The 17,020-nt window shown below is 59.6% G+C and carries 16 protein-coding genes; all 16 read left to right on the top strand.

Features of this window, described 5'->3' with window-relative positions:
* Positions 1-5: 5 nt before the first annotated feature.
* The 16 genes from tssK (at position 6) to CSK29544_RS04300 (ending at position 17,011) form a co-directional block, all read left to right on the top strand.
* Positions 6-1,349: a type VI secretion system baseplate subunit TssK gene (gene tssK / locus CSK29544_RS04375; RefSeq protein WP_004385972.1), complete on the top strand. Its 1,344-nt coding sequence runs from the start codon at positions 6-8 to the stop codon at positions 1,347-1,349.
* 17 nt (positions 1,350-1,366) lie between these two features.
* Entirely contained in the window at positions 1,367-2,602 is a 1,236-nt protein-coding gene (locus CSK29544_RS04370) for a DotU family type VI secretion system protein (RefSeq protein WP_004385971.1), read from the top strand.
* A 1-nt stretch (position 2,603) separates the two neighbouring features.
* Positions 2,604-6,224, top strand: a complete 3,621-nt coding sequence (tssM, locus tag CSK29544_RS04365; protein WP_029039594.1) for a type VI secretion system membrane subunit TssM — start codon at positions 2,604-2,606, stop codon at positions 6,222-6,224.
* Positions 6,225-6,240: 16 nt separating this feature from the next.
* A complete protein-coding gene (gene tagF / locus CSK29544_RS04360) occupies positions 6,241-6,951 on the top strand; it encodes a type VI secretion system-associated protein TagF (protein WP_004385967.1) in 711 nt (236 codons plus the stop codon).
* Positions 6,952-6,960: 9 nt separating this feature from the next.
* Complete coding sequence (gene tssA / locus CSK29544_RS04355) at positions 6,961-7,983, top strand: type VI secretion system protein TssA (protein WP_007889057.1); 1,023 nt, start codon at positions 6,961-6,963, stop codon at positions 7,981-7,983.
* 75 nt (positions 7,984-8,058) lie between these two features.
* A complete protein-coding gene (gene tssB / locus CSK29544_RS04350; protein ID WP_007853510.1) occupies positions 8,059-8,583 on the top strand; it encodes a type VI secretion system contractile sheath small subunit in 525 nt (174 codons plus the stop codon).
* A 3-nt stretch (positions 8,584-8,586) separates the two neighbouring features.
* Positions 8,587-10,086 (top strand): type VI secretion system contractile sheath large subunit, encoded by a 1,500-nt coding sequence (gene tssC / locus CSK29544_RS04345; protein WP_004385964.1) that lies wholly within the window; start codon positions 8,587-8,589, stop codon positions 10,084-10,086.
* A gap of 66 nt (positions 10,087-10,152) precedes the next feature.
* Positions 10,153-10,572, top strand: a complete 420-nt coding sequence (locus tag CSK29544_RS04340) for a Rap1a/Tai family immunity protein (protein ID WP_029039593.1) — start codon at positions 10,153-10,155, stop codon at positions 10,570-10,572.
* A gap of 6 nt (positions 10,573-10,578) precedes the next feature.
* Positions 10,579-11,013, top strand: coding sequence for a T6SS amidase immunity protein Tai4 family protein (locus tag CSK29544_RS04335; RefSeq protein ID WP_007889048.1), 435 nt, complete (start codon positions 10,579-10,581; stop codon positions 11,011-11,013).
* A gap of 49 nt (positions 11,014-11,062) precedes the next feature.
* Complete coding sequence (locus CSK29544_RS04330; protein WP_007889045.1) at positions 11,063-11,461, top strand: Rap1a/Tai family immunity protein; 399 nt, start codon at positions 11,063-11,065, stop codon at positions 11,459-11,461.
* Positions 11,462-11,666: 205 nt separating this feature from the next.
* Positions 11,667-12,149, top strand: a complete 483-nt coding sequence (locus tag CSK29544_RS04325) for an Hcp family type VI secretion system effector (RefSeq protein ID WP_004386969.1) — start codon at positions 11,667-11,669, stop codon at positions 12,147-12,149.
* A gap of 47 nt (positions 12,150-12,196) precedes the next feature.
* Positions 12,197-12,565, top strand: coding sequence for a T6SS amidase immunity protein Tai4 family protein (locus CSK29544_RS04320; protein WP_007889042.1), 369 nt, complete (start codon positions 12,197-12,199; stop codon positions 12,563-12,565).
* A 20-nt stretch (positions 12,566-12,585) separates the two neighbouring features.
* Positions 12,586-12,969, top strand: coding sequence for a T6SS amidase immunity protein Tai4 family protein (locus CSK29544_RS04315; protein WP_007889040.1), 384 nt, complete (start codon positions 12,586-12,588; stop codon positions 12,967-12,969).
* A 296-nt stretch (positions 12,970-13,265) separates the two neighbouring features.
* Positions 13,266-15,197 carry a type VI secretion system-associated FHA domain protein TagH gene (gene tagH / locus CSK29544_RS04310; protein WP_007889033.1) on the top strand — a complete coding sequence of 644 codons (1,932 nt, stop codon included), beginning with the start codon at positions 13,266-13,268 and terminating at the stop codon, positions 15,195-15,197.
* Positions 15,194-15,988, top strand: coding sequence for a PP2C family protein-serine/threonine phosphatase (locus tag CSK29544_RS04305; RefSeq protein WP_004386964.1), 795 nt, complete (start codon positions 15,194-15,196; stop codon positions 15,986-15,988). Before tagH ends, CSK29544_RS04305 begins: the two co-directional genes overlap by 4 nt.
* An 18-nt stretch (positions 15,989-16,006) precedes the next feature.
* On the top strand, positions 16,007-17,011 hold the full coding sequence (locus CSK29544_RS04300) for a hypothetical protein (RefSeq protein WP_007889026.1): 1,005 nt from the start codon (positions 16,007-16,009) through the stop codon (positions 17,009-17,011).
* Positions 17,012-17,020 lie beyond the last annotated feature (9 nt).

Genomic DNA, 17,020 nt, shown 5'->3' with positions numbered 1-17,020 from the left:
CCAGTATGAACAAAGCAGAAAAAGTGGTCTGGACCGAAGGGATGTTCCTGCGTCCGCACCACTTCCAGCGCGCGGAAAGTTTTCTGCAACACCACATCCGCGAATGGGGTTCGTTGCAGCGTCCGTATCTCTGGGGATTTCTCGATCTGGAATTTGACGAGGCGATGCTGCGTCAGGGACGCGTGGCGCTGAGCTACGCCAGCGGCCTGCTGCCGGACGGCACGCCGTTCTCTTTCCGCGACGCCCGCCACGGCCCGGCGCCGCTCGCCATTCCCGACAACCTCACGCACGAGCGCGTGGTGCTGGCGCTGCCCGCCCGCCGCGCCGGACGCGAAGAGGTGATTTTCAGCGAGGCGGCCGATTCGCTCGCCCGCTACGCCACCTTTGAAGAAGAAGTGGAAGACGACAACGCGCTGTCGGTCGGCGCGGCGACGGTACAGTTTGGCCGCCTGCGTCTCAAGCTGATGCTGGAGAGCGAACTGACCGCCGAGTGGACGGCCATTGGCGTCGCGCAGGTGATTGAAAAGCGCAACGACAACCAGGTGCGCCTCGATACCAGCTACATTCCGCCGATGCTTAACGCCATCAACAGCGGGCAACTCTACAGCATGCTCAACGATCTGCATGGTCTGCTCGGTCAGCGCAGCCAGCAAATCAGCCAGCGTCTGCGCCAGCCGGGGCGGTTTAACACCTCGGAGATGGTGGAGTTCATGCTGCTGTCGCTGATTAACCATCATCTCGGCCACGTCACGCATTTAAAAACGCTGCCGCTGCTCCACCCGGAAACCCTGTGGCGCGACTGGCTGGCGTTCGCCTGCGAGCTCACCACCTGGACGGCGCAGCGCGCGCCGGAGACGACGCTGCCGGTCTATGACCACGACAACCTGGCGGGCTGCTTTGGCAAACTGACGCTGATGCTGCGCCAGGGGCTGTCGCTGGTAATGGAAGAGAGCGCCATTCAGCTGCCGCTCACCGAGCGTTCGCACGGGCTCAACGTCGCCACCGTGCCGGAAAGCAACATGGTGCGCGAGTTCGGTTTCGTGCTGGCGGTCAAAGCCAACGTGCCGGGCGAGGCGCTGCAAACGCACTTCCCGGCGCAGATGAAAGTCGCGCCGGTCACCAAAATTCGCGATCTGGTGCAGTTGCAGTTGCCGGGTATGGTGCTGCGCGCCATGCCGGTTGCGCCGCCGCAGATCCCGTGGCATGCCGGCTACAGCTATTTCGAACTGGAAAAGGGCGGCGAACTCTGGAAAGAGATGGAGAAATCCGGCGCGTTTGCGCTGCATCTCGCTGGTGAATTCCCGGGCCTTGATATGGAGTTTTGGGCCATTCGCAGTACGAATGAATAACACGACGAGCGCTCACTATGGAACCACAAGCCACCGGCAGCGATGCCATTCTTTCCGGCGCCAGCAGTAATAATCCGCTGGTCGCGGCGGCCAACCCGCTGCTTAACGCGATCCCGCAGATTCGTCATTCTGTATCGCATGAAGATCAGGCCGGGCTGCGCCAGCGCCTGATCGACGAGATCCGCCGCTTTGAAGTGCGCTGCCAGCAGGCGGCGCTGCCTTACGAAGTGATCGTCGGCGCGCGCTACTGCCTGTGTACGGCGCTGGATGAAGCGGCTGCGCTCACGCCGTGGGGCAGCCGTGGCGTCTGGTCCGGCAGCGGCCTGCTCGTGACGTTCCACAACGAAACCTGGGGCGGCGAGAAATTCTTTCAGCTTCTGGCGCGGCTGTCGCAAAACCCGCGCGAGCACATCTTTCTGCTGGAGATGATCAACTACTGCCTGCTGCTCGGCTTTGAAGGGCGCTATCGCGTCATGGATAACGGGCGCACGCAGCTTGAAACCATCAAACAGCGTCTGTGGCAGATGATCCGCAGCGTGCGCGGCAGCTACCCGCCGCCGCTCTCGCCGCACCCGGAAGATCAACCGGTGCTGCGCAAGCTCTGGCGTCCGGTGGTGCCGCTGTGGGCCTGCGTGGCGCTGGCCGGTTTCCTGGCGTGCCTGTTCTTTATCATTCTCAACTGGCGGCTTGGCGATAACACCAGCCCGGTGCTGGCGAAGATTTACCAGACGCCGCTGCCGGAAGTCACCGTTCAGCAGCCCGCGCGTGAAGTGGCGCCGGTGCTTAACCTGCGCGGTTTCCTGCGCCCGGAAATTGAAGCGGGCCTGGTGGCGGTGCGCGACGAAGCCGACCGCAGCGTGGTAATTCTGAAAGGCGACGGCCTGTTCGCCTCCGCCTCAACCGTGGTGCGAGGCCGTTATGAACCGGTTATCGACCGCGTGGCGCAGGCGATGAACAACGTCAGCGGCAAAATCCTCGTGGTGGGCTACAGCGACAACGTGCCTATCCGCAGCGCGCGTTTCGCCTCGAACTACGAGCTGTCGCTCGCGCGCGCCGAATCGGTACAGAAAATGCTCCAGGCGCACCTCGCCGACCCGAACCGCGTTAAAGCGCAGGGCCGCGGCGAGATGGACCCTATCGCTCCGAACAATACGCCGGAAAACCGCGCCCGCAACCGCCGTGTCGAGATAACGCTGCTGGTGTCGCCGGATAACACACTGGCCGAGCTGAACGGATTGCCGCAAGGAAACTAGGATGCTGAATATTCTCCTTTCAATAGTGACCAACCGCATCTTGTGGGGGTTCATGGGCGTTACCGCGCTGTCGGCGGTCGTCTGGATGATCGGGCCATTGCTGTCCATCGTCGACAGCCGCCCGCTGGAGTCGGAAACCAACCGTATCATCAGCATTGCGCTTATCTACCTGATTTGGGTTCATAGCCACATCGTGCCGCGGCTCTACAACGCCTGGCTGAACCGCAAGCTGATGGACAAACTCAACGAAGGCAAGCCTGCGGAAGAGGGCGGCAGCGACGTTAAGCGCCTCGGCAATGACGATAAAGTGCTGGCGGACCGCTTCGACGAAGCGGCGCAGATCCTTAAAAAAGCGCACTTCAACGCGCCGGGCCAGCGCGGCCAGTGGACGCAGCGTTTTAGTACGCAATATCTCTATCAGCTTCCGTGGTATGTGATTATCGGCGCGCCGGGCTCCGGTAAAACGACAGCGCTGGTCAACTCCGGCCTGCAATTCCCGCTCGCCGATCGCTTTGGCAAAACGGCGCTGCGCGGCATTGGCGGCACCCGCAACTGCGACTGGTGGTTCACCAACGAAGCGGTGCTGCTCGATACCGCAGGCCGTTACACCACGCAGGAGAGCGAACAGGCGCAGGACGCCGGTGAATGGCTAAGCTTTGTCGATCTGCTGCGTAAATACCGCCGCCGCCAGCCGATTAACGGCGTCATTATCACCATCAGCGTTTCTGATCTGCTGACCCAGTCGCCGGAAGCGACGCAACAGCAGGCCGTCAACCTACGCCAGCGTCTGGCGGAGCTGCATGAGCAACTCGGTATCCGCTTCCCGGTCTATGTGCTGGTGACCAAAGCGGACCTGCTGAAAGGCTTTCGTTCTTACTTTGGTCGCTTTGATAAAGCGCAGCGCGACCAGATCTGGGGCTTCACCTTCCCGTGGGATCGCTCAAAACAGGCCGATTTTGACCTCCTGGGCGCGTTCACCCAGGAGTTCGCGCTGCTCCAGCAGCGTCTCGACGCGGGCCTGCCGGATACGCTGCTTGCCGAAAGCGACCCGAAAGCGCGTGCCGAGTGTTATCTGTTCCCGCAAGAGTTCGCGGCGCTGCGTCCGCTGCTCGCGGATTACCTCAGCACCGTTTTTGCCCGTTCTAACTTTGAAACCGAATTCTCACCGCGCGGGATTTATCTTGCGAGCGGGACGCAGGAAGGGCTGCCGTTTGACCGCGTGATGGGCGAACTCAACCGCGCGCTGTCGCTGCCGTCCGGCGGCAAAGAGGGCGACAACTGGGATTCGGTGAGCAAAGAAGCGCCGATCCCCGGCGGTAAAGGGCAAAGCTTCTTTATTAAAAACCTGCTGCAAAACGTGATTTTCCAGGAGGCGGGCATCGCCGGGCAGAACCGCTGGTGGGAGCTGCGCAACCGCGCGGTGCTGTGGTCTGGCTATGCGGCGTTGATAGCGCTCTTAGTGGTGCTGGGCGGTCTGTGGCTCACCAGCTATGGCAACAACAAAGACTATCTGGCGGAAGTGAACGATAAAGTGCCGGGCGTCGAGCGCCAGAGTAAAGCGCTGCAAACCACCGCCGGGCGCGATCTCTTCAGCATGCTGCCGTTCTTTAACAGCCTGGTGGATCTGCCAAAGAGTAAAGAATTTGATCTGAACTCGCCGCCGGTGACGTACCGCATGGGGCTTTATCGCGGCGATGACGTCAACGACGCTTCGCAGGCGCTCTACCAGAAAGCGCTGCAGGAGATGCTGATGCCTGCCGTGGCGCAGCTCATCACCGGCTGGGTGCGCAGCGACAACGGCAGCGACGTGGAATACAGCTACGAAGCGCTGAAGGCGTACCAGATGCTCTACCAGCCGAAGCACTACGACGGCAAATTCCTGCACTCCTGGGTGATGCTCAACCTTGAGCGCAACCTGCCGCAGAACGTCACCCAGGCGCAGCTTAACCAACTCGAATGGCACCTGACGCAACTGCTGGAGCCGCAGATCCAGACCTCGCCGTACGCCAAAGACGAATCGCTGATCAGCCGCCAGCAGGCGATGATCAACCAGAAACCGCTGTCGCTGCGCGTCTATGGCCGCCTCAAGCGGTTGCTGGAGCGCGATGAAAACTTAAAGCCGGTGTCGCTCGCCACGCTGGGCGGCCCGCAGAGCGAACTGGTGTTTTCGCGTAAAAGCGGCAAACCGGTGAGCGACGGCGTGCCGGGGCTCTACACCCCGAAAGGCTACTGGGAAAGTTTCAACGGCCAGATTGATAACGTCACCGCCTCGCTGCATGACGACGACACCTGGGTGCTGGGCCTGACCACCGCGCAGGAAGATAAAACGCAGACGGACAACGCGGTGCGCCAGCTCTATATGCGCGACTTTATCAGCCAGTGGGACAGCTACCTGGCGGATATTCAGCTTAACAACAGCGCCGATCTGAACCAGCGCATCAACACGGCCCGCGTGCTTTCCAGCAGCAACTCGCCGCTGCGCCGTCTGGTGATGAACTTAAGCCAGGTGCTGACGCTCTCCCGCGCCGAGCCGCAGGCGGGCGAAGGGGAAGCGAAAGAGCAGGGCAACCGCGCGACCCGCACGCTGGAGGCACTCTTCAGCGACCGCGAAAGCGGGGCGACCACCGCCGCCGCCGCGCCGCAAACGCCGGAACAAGTGGTGACCGATCACTACGCGCCGATCATCGAACTGGCGCAGCCGCTGGAGAAAGGCGGCAAAACCATCGTGTTTGATGACTTTATCAAGCAGATCGATGAGCTCTACCGCTACCTGACCGCCGTACAGGACGCCGCCAACAGCGGTATGCCACCGCCGGGCGGCGAAGCGATCAGCCGTTTACAGGCGAGCGCCGGGCGTCTGCCGGGCGGGCTGCAAAATATGTTCAGCCGCATGGCGGTAGGTGCAAGCAGCGACACCCAGCAGCGCGAACTGGAAAACGTCCGCAAGCGTATCAGCGTGGAAGTCGGCAGCTTCTGCCGCCAGGCGATCGCGGGCCGTTACCCGCTGGTGCGCTCCGCCAGCAGCGAAGTGACGCCGGACGATCTGGCGCGCATGTTCGCGCCGGGCACCGGCCTGATGGACAGTTTCTTTCGCGATAACTTGACGAATAAAGTCGATACCACCCAGCAGCGCTGGCGCTTTACGCCAGGCATCGACGGCAAAACGCTGCCGGGCAGCGAAGGGGTGCTGCGTCCGTTCCAGCAGGCGCAATACATTCGCGACGCGTTCTTCGCCAACGGCGCGACCACGCCGTCTTATCGCGTGACGGTGCGCACCGTGCGGATGGATAACGACATCCTCACGCTGTCGCTCGATGTTGACGGCCAGCTTCTGCGTTACAGCCACGGCCCGCAGGCGGTGCAGCTGATGAGCTGGCCGGGCAGCGGCGGCACCAATCAGGTGCGTATGCAGCTCGGGCTTGCCAACGGCACCACCTCGACGCTCGTGACCAACGGCGCGTGGGCGCTGAACCGTTTTTTCGATCGCGCCCGCATTGCGCCGGGTGCAGGAAGCCTGAGCCGCCAGGCGACGTTTTCGGTTGACGGACACAGCGTGACGCTGGAATTCACGCCGAACAGTATCCGCAACCCATTCCAGCTCCCTGGCTTCGCATGCCCTTAACCGCAAGGAACGGATAATGAGTCATTACCCTGCGATTAGCTGGTACGGGAAACTGCCCAGTGCCGGCGACTTTCTCCAGCGCCGTTTTCCCGATGCCCTGCAACGCCAGTGGTCGCACTGGTTTCAGGTAGGGCTGTTGAACTGGCAGAAAGAGGATGAACAGCGCGAGACGGGCAACCGGCAGTTTGCCAGCGCGCCGGTCTGGAACTTCGTGGTGCCGCCGATGCTCGGCAGTCAGCAGGTGCAGATGGGCTGCCTGATGCCGGGCCGCGACAGCGTAGGGCGTCAATATCCGCTCGTCGCGACGGTGGCGTTCAGCCCCGCCGAGTGGACGCCGCAGCATCTGGCGATGGCCGAAGAGTGGTATCAGCAGCTTGGTCGCGTCCTGCATCACGCGGTGCGCAACGCGTTTTCCGCCGAGCAACTCGACCAGGCGGTGCTGGCCATTCCGTCGCCTGCGCTGCCGGCACCGGAGAATCGCTCGGAAATTCTGGATGTGATTGGTTATCAGGAGACGCCGGTAACGCTGAGCTGGCGTCAGGCGGCGGAGTGCTTCGACCCGCAGCGCCAGACCAGCTTCTGGTGGACCAACCGCAGCGACGGTTATCCGCTCTACACCCATGTACACAGCGGCAATTTTACCGGACAGCTCTTTTCGCTGTTGTTTGATCCGGCGGGCGGTGCGCGTCCGGGTCGCCACGGGCTCTACCCGCCCATGTTCGAATAAGGCAGTTCGATGGATATTGAAACCCTTCTTACTCCGGTGAGCCCGGAGCAGCCGTGCGGCGACAACCTGGAGTACGACGCCGATTACCAGGCGATGGAACAGGCAAGCCAGGGCAAGGCGGAACAGCAGTTCGGCGACACCATTATTCCGGCAGAGCCGGCGGACTGGACTAAAGTTGAAAAGCTGGCCCTGTCGCTGCTTGAGCGCACCAAAGATCTGCGCGTCATGCTGGCGCTGACCCACGCATGGACCAAACGCCGCGGCCTGCCGGGCTATGCCGACGGGCTGCTGCTGATTCAGGAAGCGCTGACGCGCTACTGGGAGCCGCTCTATCCGCTGCTGGAAGAGTACGGCGAAAAAGATCCGTTCTACCGAATTAACGCGCTGGCGGGGCTTGGTGATAAATCCTCCCTGACCAGCACGCTGCGCACCGCGACGCTGCTGCGCAGCAACGGCGACGAAATTACGCTGCGCGACGCGCAGTCGTTGCTCGACAACAGCAAAAGCGAATGTCCGGGTTATCCGGGCGGCCGCCCGCGGCTGGTGGATGAACTCGCGCGCGGCGGCCAGCCGGGCATCGAGGCGATAGTCCAGATCCACGCGCGACTGGAAGCGATTCGCACCATTCTGGTCAGCCATCTCGGTGAGAGCGGCGTGCCGGAGATGGAGCAGCTCCAGAAGCTGACGAGCATTGTGGCGCTGGCCTGCCAGAGCGGCGAAACCCAGGCGCCGCAGGAGTTACAAGACCCGGACGTGCAGGCGGAGAATGCGCCTGCCGCCACGACGACCAGCGCCCCGGCGCGGGTGGTTGAAACCGACTGGCGCAACGTGCAACTGCAAACGCGCGATGACGCCCAGTTAATGCTTGAGAAAGTGAAGCAATATTTTGCCCGGCACGAGCCGAGCCACCCCGCGCCGCTGATGATTGAGCGCGTGCAGCGACTGATTGAAATGAATTTCATGGATCTTATTCGCGACCTGGCGCCCGACAGTGTGCATCAGGTGGAAAACATTTTCGGACGCCGCGAGTAACGGCGTTCCCCTTTACGGCGGCAGGCATGAGGCCCGCTGCCCGAATTTCACCGCGCATCTTCGATGGAGAACATCATGCCAATGAGTAACAGTGGGCAGAAATTTATCGCCCGTAACCGCGCGCCGCGCGTGCAGATCGAGTACGACGTGGAAATCTACGGTGCGGAACGCAAAATTCAGCTTCCGTTTGTAATGGGCGTGTTTGCCGACCTGGTCGGGAAGCCGGTCGATCCGCAGCCTGCGGTGGACGAACGTAAATTCCTTGAAATTGATATCGACAACTTCGACGAGCGTATGAAAGCGCTCAAGCCGCGCGTGGCGTTCCAGGTGGACAACACCCTGACCGGCGAAGGCAAACTGAACATCGATCTCACTTTCGACAGCATGGACGACTTCCTGCCGGACGCCGTCGCGCGTAAGGTCGAGCCGCTGAACAAGCTGCTGGAAGCCCGTACTCAGCTCTCTAACCTGCTGACCTACATGGACGGTAAAAACGGCGCCGAAGAGCTTATCGCGAAAGTGCTTCAGGACCCGACGCTGCTCAAATCGCTGAGCCAGATGCCGAAAGATGACGATGGCACCAAAGGTAACGAGGAGTAATCGATGAGCAATCCTTCTCAACAGCAAGAGCTGCAATCGCAGCAGGCGTTCAGCCAGGATGAATTCAGCGCGCTGCTCAGCAAAGAGTTTCGCCCGAAAACCGACCAGGCGCGTTCGGCCGTCGAAAACGCGGTAAAAACCCTGGCCCAGCAGGCGCTGGAAAATACCGTGACCTTCTCGAACGACACCTACCGCACCATTCAGAACCTGATTGCCGGTATCGACGAGAAACTGTCTCAGCAGGTTAACCAGATTATTCACCACGAGGAGTTCCAGAAGCTGGAAAGCGCCTGGCGTGGCCTGAACTATCTGGTCAACAACACGGAAACCGACGAGATGCTGAAAATCCGCTTTATGAGCATCTCCAAGCAGGAACTGGGCCGCACCCTGAAACGCTTTAAGGGCGTGGGCTGGGACCAGAGCCCTATCTTCAAAAAAATCTACGAAGAAGAGTATGGCCAGTTCGGTGGCGAGCCGTTTGGCTGCCTGGTGGGCGACTACTACTTCGACCACAGCCCGCAGGATGTTGAGCTGCTGAGCGAAATGGCGCGCATCGGCGCGGCGGCGCACTGCCCGTTCATCACCGGCACCGCGCCGAGCGTGATGCAGATGGAATCCTGGCAGGAGCTGGCGAACCCGCGCGACCTGACCAAAATCTTCCAGAACACCGAGTACGCCGCCTGGCGCAGCCTGCGCGAATCGGAAGATGCGCGCTATCTGGGCCTCGTCATGCCGCGCTTCCTGTCGCGTCTGCCTTACGGCATCCGCACCAACCCGGTGGACAGCTTCGACTTCGAAGAAGAGACCGACGGCGCGAACCACAGCAACTACAACTGGGCCAACGCGGCCTACGCGATGGCGGCCAACATCAACCGTTCCTTTAAAGAGTACGGCTGGTGTACCTCCATTCGCGGCGTGGAATCGGGCGGCGCGGTAGAAAACCTGCCGTGTCACACCTTCCCGAGCGACGACGGCGGCGTGGATATGAAATGCCCGACCGAAATCGCCATCAGCGACCGTCGCGAAGCGGAACTGGCGAAAAACGGCTTTATGCCGCTGATCCACCGCAAAAACTCCGACTTCGCCGCCTTTATCGGCGCGCAGTCGCTGCAAAAACCGGCGGAATACCACGATCCGGACGCCACCGCGAACGCCCGTCTGGCAGCCCGCCTGCCATACCTGTTCGCCTGCTGCCGTTTCGCGCACTACCTCAAGTGCATCGTTCGCGACAAGATCGGTTCTTTCCGCGAGCGCGATGAAATGGAACGCTGGCTGAACGACTGGGTGATGAACTACGTGGACGGCGACCCGGCGAACTCCTCTCAGGAAACCAAATCCCGCAAGCCGCTGGCCGCGGCCGAGGTGCAGGTTCAGGAGATCGAGGACAACCCAGGTTACTACGCCGCCAAGTTCTTCCTGCGTCCGCACTACCAGCTGGAAGGCCTGACCGTTTCTCTGCGTCTGGTCTCCAAACTGCCGTCGCTGAAGAGCAACGAGGCGTAACGCTGCCTCAGGCCGTAAGGGCACTCCTTACGGCCTGCCACTTTTTCAGACTCACAGGGATACGTGATGAAAATACATCTTGCCCTGGCAAGCGCTCTGCTGGCGCTCTCGGCAATGTCTGCCGCCAGCACCACGGTTTATGAATATCCGCGGGCAGAGGATTTGCCTGAAGACAGCAGGGCGGTATTTCCTCGCGATCCGGCGCTATTAACGTCGCTGGATAGCCGTATCAACGCCGCGCGTTTTTTTAACGCCTGGAGCAACAGGCAGAACGAGCGCGAGCGTATTAAAGCCGATATGTATTTCGTGGGCGTGATGGATGCGACCGAAGGAATAGTGTGGTGTCCTGACAGACCGTTAAAACCCGGCTCGTTACGCAGTATTGCCTACGACTATTTTTCAAACTCATCGCCCGAGCAGCTTAAGAACGCGCAAGCCAAAACGCTGATTATTGAAGCGTTAAAAGAAATTTATGTCTGTAAGTAAACGCTTATGAAAAACCGCTTTTTGTTTTTGCTGTTTATCAGCACAAGCGGGCCAGCGAATGCTATTCAGGATCCGGCCTCATTTTTTAAAGTCTTACCTTATAAGCAGGTCTTTAAAGACATGGTGCTGGCGCGCTGTCTGGCGCAGGTTTCCACTGACGACAGCGCTTTTAGTACCGATGCAGGCTTCAGCGCTTATGCCTTAATGCAATGGATACCTTTAGACATCGACACGGGAAATGAAAAGGTCAATGCGCTCATCCTGAAATATCGCGATCGGCAAAATGGTTTTTCTCCGGAGGCATTAGCAGGACGTCCCATTAAGGGCGTTACGCTTAACTGTTTACGCCTCTATCACAGCCAGGCGCTGGAACAGTTAAGTAAAGAAGCTCTGGTTGGTGACTCTGGCCATACATGGATGCAAGACAACCCTGATGGTTGAGCGATTAACCCGCTCCGGATCTATCAGGAAATAACGAATAAGGAAATTCATGAAACGTTCTTTTTTTCTGGCATCAGTGCTTAGTGCGCTACTGCTGAGTGCCCCTGTGCTGGCAGGAATATGGGTTATCGATCCCGATGAGAGCCAGAAAAACCGTTTCGATCCAGACAGAGGCAATGTGACAGGCGAGCAACTCTTAAACGCCTGGAACGACAGAGCAGATAAAGAGGCCTCGCTACAGGCGCAGATCTATTTGCTGGGCCTGTTTGATTCGACGGAAGGAATGGGCTGGTGCAGAAGTAAATCCATTATGCCCTCCACCCTTCGCGAATGGACTTACGGGTATTTTGAAAAATTACCGCCCGAACGGCTTAAAGAGAAAGACAGCGTCCTGATGCTTGAAGCCCTTAAACATTATTTCCCTTGTCACAATAAAGCTGACAAGTGAGACCGTTATATCAGCAGTAATAAATAACCTATTTTAGCGGCTCGCGTTGGGCGGGCTGCTGAGATCGCCTGACGGAATAAACATGCTGTCAGGCTGAGAGGCAGAGGTAAAATATGGATGGTTTTATTCAGCCCCATGCTTTCCTGTTTGCCATATTAAGCGCTTTTTCGAAAGCAATAATCGTCATTAACGAAGAGTAAATATTATGGCTATTGATATGTTCCTGAAAGTAGACGGTGTAACCGGCGAATCTAAAGATTCCAACCACACCGGCTGGACCGACATCACCTCTTTTTCCTGGGGCGCATCCCAGCCGGGTAATATGAGCGTGGGCGGCGGCGGCGGTGCCGGTAAAGTGAATTTCAACGATCTGCACGTTAACGCGCTGATCGACAAATCCACCACCGCTATCCTGAAGCACTGCTCCAGCGGTAAGCACCTGACCAAAGTTGAGCTGTCTGTCTGCAAAGCGGGCGGCCAGCAGGTGGAATACACCCGCATCACTCTGGAAGATGTGCTGGTGACTTCCGTTCAGTACACCGGTGCTGACAACGGCGACACCGTTGGCGTTACTTATGCATTCCAGGCTGCGAAAGTGAAACAGCAGTACTGGGAGCAGACTGCGACCGGTGGTAAAGGCGCAGAAACCAGCGCTGGCTGGAACATCAAAGAAAACAAAGAAGCGTAATCGTAGTGAGCCCGCAAGGGCTCACTTTACCTTTTCAGGGATCAGGGATGGTGAAGCTATTCAGTCTGGCATTTGTCTTTACGGGTCTGTTTGCGTCGCAGGCGTTAGCCCGCACCACCACATACAGCCCGGAAGAGTATCTAAGAAATTACGCCCTGAGCACTTGTATTGCGCAGGGTTATCAGTCTAAAGAAGTGAAAAACGACGCGGCGGCCGCAGCGAGAGGCTATCTGGAGTTTGGCGATTATTCGCTTGAGGCGCATACGGCGGTCATTGAGCTTGGCAAAACCTTTCTTGCGAAAACGTATGGCAGCCAGTCGGGTGAGCCGATGACGCTCGCGAAATGCATCGATTTTGTACACAGCCCGGCGCTTGCAGCGCTTATCCAGCGTTATAAAAATCAGCCAGACCGCTAAGCGGGCGGTGAGAAAAATTCATGAAATTAAAAACACGTATCGCCGCTTTTACAGTTTTGACGGTTTCTTTCCACGCTGCACTGGCGCAGCCGCTGGCACCGGTAAGCGAATTTACGCAGCCGCAAATTTTTACCGAGTGGGTACAGAACCGTTGCATGGGGCACATTGCCGACAGCGTCGCGCTGAAAGAGGACGCCAACGCCAGCGCCGCCGCCTGGCTTGAGGCGAGCGAATTGCCGGTCGAGGCATTTAATGAAGCGGATACGATCATTACGCAGGCGCTGAAAACGCCTGTTGGCGGCACAGCGAAAAGCGATTACCGGGTGCTGAAATGTTCGCTGATTGCACATAGCCCGGAAATTATGGCGCTGTATCAGAAATCCGCAGCACAGAGAGCGCGGTGAGTTAAGGCGGGTGCGCTTTGCTTACCCGCCCTACGTTTCAGCCTTTGCGGCAAAAGATAATACATGTTCCACAGCCAGGCGCGACAGCGACTATGTTTATGCGCAGCGATGATGTTAATGGCGCTGATATACCTATTATCAATAGAATAACCCCGTCCGGTTGTGAGGCGCGAGGCTTAACGACAGGCAGTCACGGGCAGCGCGCAGGCGCGGCTCTGTTCCTTAGCACGCAAACGTCGGGCGTCTGATGAGACCCGCGACGTTTGAGCGCTAATAACCCCAGGCAGGAATACGCTATGCGATTCACGATTACTACCAACAAGCCCGGCCACCAGCCTCCTCAGAGCAGCTGTGACTTCTACCCGCCGGGCGGCACGATTGGCCGTGGTACGGATAACAATCTGGTACTGCCGGATAACGAAAGAACGATTTCCCGCCTGCAGGCGATTGTCCATATCTCCGCGGACGGCGAGTGCCGCATCACTAACCGCGGCAACGTCACCCGCGTGGTGCTGAACGATATTCCGCTCGAGCGCGGCCGCCAGGTGGAGTTACAGGACGGCGACGTGCTCGGCATTGACGATTACCGCATCCAGGTCAGCGATCTGGCGCTGAACGCGCAGCCGGTTATCGCGATGGCCGCGCCGAAACCGAACGTTGCGCCGCAGCAGCCTCAGGCACCGCAGGCTGCGAAACCGCAGCAGCCGCCGAAAGCCGACGCGCAGGACAACGCGCCAACGGCGGTGCCGACCGAAATCTGGGACAGCCTGATGCAGGAGTTCTCTATCTCCGACAGCATCAGCCAGGGTCAGAGCCAGAGCGCGCGCCCGAAAACACCGGAAGCGCAGCCGTTTAACCCGTTCAACGCCCCGAAAGAGGCGGATCGCAACCCGGAAGATCCGCTGGCGCACTTCCAGAGCGGCGGCAACGAGCCGCTGTTCGGCAATGAAAGGGTCAACCCGGACAGCCTGTTCAAAGATGACACGCCGTTCGATAAAGACAGCATTTTCAACGATGTGACGCCGACCACGCTGGTGCCGCCGTCTGATAACCGTCAGGCCGCAAAACCGCAGGCACCGCATAAAGAGAATGAAGAAGAGCTCGATCCGCTGGCGCTGTTTGGCGGCGTGGGCTCCACGCCGGTACAGAGCCGCAGCGACGATCCGCTTGGCCTGATGATGGGGGGCGCTGTACCGCTGACGCCGCCGGATGAGCTTAACACAGGCGCTGCGCCATTAACGCCGCCGCCCGCCGCGAAGCAGGACGCCGAGCCGGTTAAACCAGCAATTTCACCCGAAAAACCGCAGCCCGAAAAACCGCAGCCGGAGATGACGACCTCGCCGCTCGCGCCAAACGCGGACGACTCAATCGATCTGGCGTCGCTCGCCGGTTCGCCGCTGTTCCCGGAAGAAGTGCCGGAAGAGCCGGTGACGCGCGTGGAAGTCCAGCCGACGCCGCCGGAAGTGCAGGATTACGCGGGTATCACGCTGCCGACGCCGCAGGCGGTGGCGCGCAGCACCGCGCAGACGCCAAAAGGCCGCCTGCGCATCGACCCGGTGCAGTCGCCAACCAGCCAGGGCGGCACACCTACGGCGTCTAACGGCGACGTGCTGAACGGCGAGCTGCTGGAAGCATTGCTGGAAGGTATGGGTCTTGGCGAGCTGCAACCGACGCCGCAGTTTGACCGCGACAATATGCGCCAGCTCGGCCAGATGCTCAGCATGTTCTCGCAGGGCACCGTGGCGCTGCTCTCCTCGCGCTCGATTCTCAAGCGCGGCGTGAAAGCCGACATGACGATGGTGCTGGACGACGCCAACAACCCGTTCAAGCTGCTGCCGTCGGGCAAAACGGTACTGATGCAAATGTTCGGCACCCGTATGCCGGGCTTTATGCCGCCGAAAAAATCGGTCCGCGACGCGCTTATCGATCTCCAGGCCCACCAGCTTGGGATGATCGCCGGTATCCGCGCCATCATTGCCGCCATGCTGCAATCCTTTAACCCGGAGCAGCTTGAAGAAGAGGCGAAGCGCGACGGCGCTATCTCGCGTCTGGCGCTGCCGGCGAGCCGCAAAGCCGCGCTGTGGGATTACTTTGTGCGTCATTACAGCGATACCGCGGGCGAGATCGAGGACGATTTCCATACTCTGTTCGGCGAAGCCTTCCTGCACGCTTATGACATGGAAGTGAATCAGTACAAAGACTCACAAAGCGGATCGGAAGAAGAATGAATATCAGCACGGCCTCACTCTCCAGACAGGGCGAGCGCGCCAGCAACCAGGATCAGACCGGAGAGACCATCGGCGAACGCTCCGCCTGCTTCGTGGTGTGCGACGGGATCGCCGGCCTGCCGGGTGGCGACGTCGCCGCGGCGCTCGCGCGCAATGCCATTCTTTCGCGCTTTGACGGGGAAAAGCATCTCAACGCGCAATACATCCGCGAGTATGTGAATCAGGCGAACCACGCTATCCGCGCCGAGCAAAAAGCGGTGCAGGATTATCACCGCATGGGCACGACGCTGGTGAGCCTGTTTATCGACCGCGATTATCACCTGGCGTACTGGGCGCACGCGGGCGACAGCCGCCTGTATCTCTTTCGCCGCGGCTGGCTCTATCACGTGACGACCGATCACAGCCTGGTGCAGCAGATGAAAGACGCCGGGCATCAGACCGACGGCGTGAACAGCAACCTGCTCTATTTCGCGCTCGGCATGGGCGATGAAGGGCGCGAGGCGAGCTACAGTGATGTCGTACCGATTGAAGACGGCGACGCGTTTTTGCTCTGCACCGACGGCTTCTGGCACGGCGTAAGCGAAGAGCAGATGAAAAAATCCCTTCATATGGTGAATACCCCAGATGAATGGCTCACTCTGATGAATCAAATACTGTTGAAAAATGGTGAGCAGGGGCATGATAAGCAGGATAATTACAGCGCCGTAGCGGTCTGGGTGGGATCGCCCCAGGATACGACGCTGCTGCATACGCTCTCTGACGCGGCGCAGTTTTTCCCCCTTCGAGATTAAAGGCTAACAAGGACTTTTATGAAACTTTGGCTTCCGGGTCTGGCTCTGCTTGCGGCGTCATCCAGCGTCTGGGCAGATAATTACCGTATCGTTCAGTCAAATACCCTGAAACTGGATGTCTGGGTAGACAACATTAAAGACAACACGCCGCAAAGCTGGTGCGGCCCTGAGCTGCCGCTGCGCATCGTCTCCAGCGGCGACAAAACGCCGAAGGTGCTGGATAACTTTATGCCGCGTCTCGGCTCGCTGCTGGAAAGCCAGTGTAGCAAGCTGAAAACCGTGCGCTGGCAGTTGAACGACGCCCAGGGCAAAGCGCTGGCGAACGGCACCGCCACCAAAAGCGGCGACTGGAACCCGGTGGTGACGCCTGCCGCCGCGCCGGAGCAGGCCCCGGCCGACACGACCGCCGCCGCGACGCAGACCACCGTCGATACGCTGCCGCAAGGCCGCCCGGAAGATCTCTCGCCGCCTGCCGACCGCACGCCGTGGCTCGAATTTAACCTTCAGGATGGTTGCCATCTGCGTACCTTCTGGAAAGGCGGCGCAGACGCTAAAGCGCTGTTTATTCCGGCGAAAGACGACGGTATCTGTGAAAAAGGCGGCTGGCTCAATGGCCGCAGCGAAGTGATTCAGAAGGGCGCGACCGGCGAGCAGAAAATCGCGGTGACCTTTGTCCACGGCTTCCCGATTGTCGGCATTAACGCGGGCGTTGACGCCGATCGTCTGCTTATCACCAGCGTCAACAACGAGCGCATGGTGGTCAGCGATGGCCGCTCCGCCCAGAGCTGGATGATCCTGCCGTATAACCGCGAGCAGAACGTCTGGCAGGCGCAGGGTACGGTAGCGGTTGAAATCTCCCGCGAGCAGGCCAGCGACGAAGCGCGTCTGCGCACGCGCTTAGAGGAAGTCCGCAAAGTCTGGTCCAGCTATGTCGCGCCGGGCACGACGCTCAATATTCTGTTGGTCGAAGCGCTGCATCCACAGCTGCGCGACCCCGCGGCGGGCGCTTACCGCGCGCTGTAATGACCGTTA

Source organism: Cronobacter sakazakii (assembly GCF_000982825.1).
Taxonomy (GTDB): domain Bacteria; phylum Pseudomonadota; class Gammaproteobacteria; order Enterobacterales; family Enterobacteriaceae; genus Cronobacter; species Cronobacter sakazakii.
Note: the sequence above shows the minus strand (reverse complement) of the source record. Positions and strands in the feature narration are given on the sequence as shown.

What these genes read in the sequence shown, in the direction of transcription:
- tssK (WP_004385972.1), top strand. Translation starts at nt 6, where the DNA reads ATGAACAAAGCAGAAAAAGTGGTCTGGACCGAAGGGATGTTCCTGCGT.
- CSK29544_RS04370 (WP_004385971.1), top strand. Translation starts at nt 1,367, where the DNA reads ATGGAACCACAAGCCACCGGCAGCGATGCCATTCTTTCCGGCGCCAGC.
- tssM (WP_029039594.1), top strand. Translation starts at nt 2,604, where the DNA reads ATGCTGAATATTCTCCTTTCAATAGTGACCAACCGCATCTTGTGGGGG.
- tagF (WP_004385967.1), top strand. Translation starts at nt 6,241, where the DNA reads ATGAGTCATTACCCTGCGATTAGCTGGTACGGGAAACTGCCCAGTGCC.
- tssA (WP_007889057.1), top strand. Translation starts at nt 6,961, where the DNA reads ATGGATATTGAAACCCTTCTTACTCCGGTGAGCCCGGAGCAGCCGTGC.
- tssB (WP_007853510.1), top strand. Translation starts at nt 8,059, where the DNA reads ATGCCAATGAGTAACAGTGGGCAGAAATTTATCGCCCGTAACCGCGCG.
- tssC (WP_004385964.1), top strand. Translation starts at nt 8,587, where the DNA reads ATGAGCAATCCTTCTCAACAGCAAGAGCTGCAATCGCAGCAGGCGTTC.
- CSK29544_RS04340 (WP_029039593.1), top strand. Translation starts at nt 10,153, where the DNA reads ATGAAAATACATCTTGCCCTGGCAAGCGCTCTGCTGGCGCTCTCGGCA.
- CSK29544_RS04335 (WP_007889048.1), top strand. Translation starts at nt 10,579, where the DNA reads ATGAAAAACCGCTTTTTGTTTTTGCTGTTTATCAGCACAAGCGGGCCA.
- CSK29544_RS04330 (WP_007889045.1), top strand. Translation starts at nt 11,063, where the DNA reads ATGAAACGTTCTTTTTTTCTGGCATCAGTGCTTAGTGCGCTACTGCTG.
- CSK29544_RS04325 (WP_004386969.1), top strand. Translation starts at nt 11,667, where the DNA reads ATGGCTATTGATATGTTCCTGAAAGTAGACGGTGTAACCGGCGAATCT.
- CSK29544_RS04320 (WP_007889042.1), top strand. Translation starts at nt 12,197, where the DNA reads ATGGTGAAGCTATTCAGTCTGGCATTTGTCTTTACGGGTCTGTTTGCG.
- CSK29544_RS04315 (WP_007889040.1), top strand. Translation starts at nt 12,586, where the DNA reads ATGAAATTAAAAACACGTATCGCCGCTTTTACAGTTTTGACGGTTTCT.
- tagH (WP_007889033.1), top strand. Translation starts at nt 13,266, where the DNA reads ATGCGATTCACGATTACTACCAACAAGCCCGGCCACCAGCCTCCTCAG.
- CSK29544_RS04305 (WP_004386964.1), top strand. Translation starts at nt 15,194, where the DNA reads ATGAATATCAGCACGGCCTCACTCTCCAGACAGGGCGAGCGCGCCAGC.
- CSK29544_RS04300 (WP_007889026.1), top strand. Translation starts at nt 16,007, where the DNA reads ATGAAACTTTGGCTTCCGGGTCTGGCTCTGCTTGCGGCGTCATCCAGC.